Annotated in this window: 3 protein-coding genes; 2 read left to right on the top strand and 1 reads right to left on the bottom strand. The window is 66.9% G+C overall.

The window, feature by feature from the left end:
• On the bottom strand, positions 1-183 hold a 183-nt coding region (locus JCM9942_RS15750; protein WP_157722986.1), incomplete at its 3' end, for a DUF2058 family protein.
• A gap of 70 nt (positions 184-253) precedes the next feature.
• Between JCM9942_RS15750 and JCM9942_RS15745 the strand changes: the two genes are divergently transcribed.
• Positions 254-751: a M48 metallopeptidase family protein gene (locus tag JCM9942_RS15745; RefSeq protein WP_054660805.1), complete on the top strand. Its 498-nt coding sequence runs from the start codon at positions 254-256 to the stop codon at positions 749-751.
• 66 nt (positions 752-817) lie between these two features.
• A partial coding sequence (locus JCM9942_RS15740) for an RNA pseudouridine synthase (RefSeq protein WP_054660803.1) occupies positions 818-1,500 on the top strand: 683 nt, incomplete at its 3' end.

Genomic DNA, 1,500 nt, shown 5'->3' with positions numbered 1-1,500 from the left:
CAGGCGATCGGCCTCGGCCTTTTCGGCGCGGGCGCGTTCGGCCTCACGCTGGCTTTCGGTGGGGGCCGCCGGGCCTTTGCCATGCCGTGCCTTGACCTGCTCGCGCGCGACCTGCGACACCTGGGATTTCTTGACCAGCCCGGCCTTGAGCAGCTGTTCCTGCAGCGGATTCGCCTTTGCCATCTTCGTGATTCGCGGTTCTGTTGCTGTGGCCTGCCATGATACCGGCCTGCCCCACGTACTGCCGATGCCAATGCTCCCCCTGAAGTACCTGAACGGCTATCCCGAGCACCTGCAACAGCGCGCCCGCGAGCTGCTGGACGCCGGCAAGCTCGGCGAGGCCGTGCGCAAGCGCTATGCGCAACCCCATGCCGTGCGCAACGACCGCCAGCTCTATGACTACGTGCAGGCGCTCAAAGACCGCCACCTGCGCCAGTCGCAGCCGCTGGGCAAGGTGCTCTACGACGGCAAGCTGCAGGTGATCAAGCACGCGCTGGGCACCCACACCACCATTTCCCGCAACCATGGCGGCAAGCTCAAGGCCAGCCGCGAAATCCGCATCGCCAGCGTGTTCCGCGACGCCCCGGCCGAGTTCCTGCGGATGATCGTGGTGCATGAGCTGGCGCACATGAAGGAAGCCGACCACAACAAGGCCTTCTACCAGCTGTGCCTGCACATGGAGCCGGATTACCACCAGTTCGAGTTCGATCTGCGCCTGTATCTGACCGCGCTGGAACACGAGAGCGCCTGAGCCGGCCATCGCGGCGAGGGGCCTGCGGCGCTACACTCGCCGGCCGTCGTTGATCTTCCCGCCGCCATGACCACCCCGATCCGTCTCGACAAGCGCGTCTGCGCGCTGCTGCAGTGCTCGCGCGCGCAGGCCCAGCAGTACATCGAAGGCGGCTGGGTCAGCGTCGATGGTGTGGTGGTGGAAACCCCGCAGACGATGGTGACCGGGGAAACCGTCACCGTGGCCAGCGAAGCCAGTGCCGAGGCCGCCGAACCGGCGACCTTGCTGCTCAACAAACCGGCCGGCGCCAGCAGCGCCGACCTGCCGGCGCTACTGACCGAGGCCAACCACTTCGAGGGCGATTACTCGGGCATCCGCCCGCTGCGCCGTCATTTCCTGCGTCTGGAGGCACTGATGCCACTGGACGACGCCGCCAGCGGCCTGGTCGTGTTCACCCAGGACTGGCGTATCCGCCGCCATCTGCTCGAAACCGGGCACACCCTGGAACAGGAATACGTGGTGGAGGTCAGTGGCGAGCCGACGCCGTGGGCGATGCCCAAGCTGACCCAGGGGCTGATCTACCAGAACCGCAGCCTGCCCGGCTGCAAAGTCAGCTGGCAGAGCGAGCAGCGCCTGCGGCTTGCGATCAAGGACGTGCGACCGGGCCAGCTGGCGTGGATGTGCGCCCAGGTCGGGCTGAAGGCCGAACAGATCCGCCGCCTGCGCATCGGCCAGATCGGCCTGAGCAAGATGCCCGAAGGCCAGTGGCG

Source organism: Stenotrophomonas pictorum JCM 9942, from assembly GCF_001310775.1.
GTDB classification, from domain to species: domain Bacteria; phylum Pseudomonadota; class Gammaproteobacteria; order Xanthomonadales; family Xanthomonadaceae; genus Stenotrophomonas; species Stenotrophomonas pictorum.
This window is presented reverse-complemented; position numbering and strand designations above follow the sequence as displayed.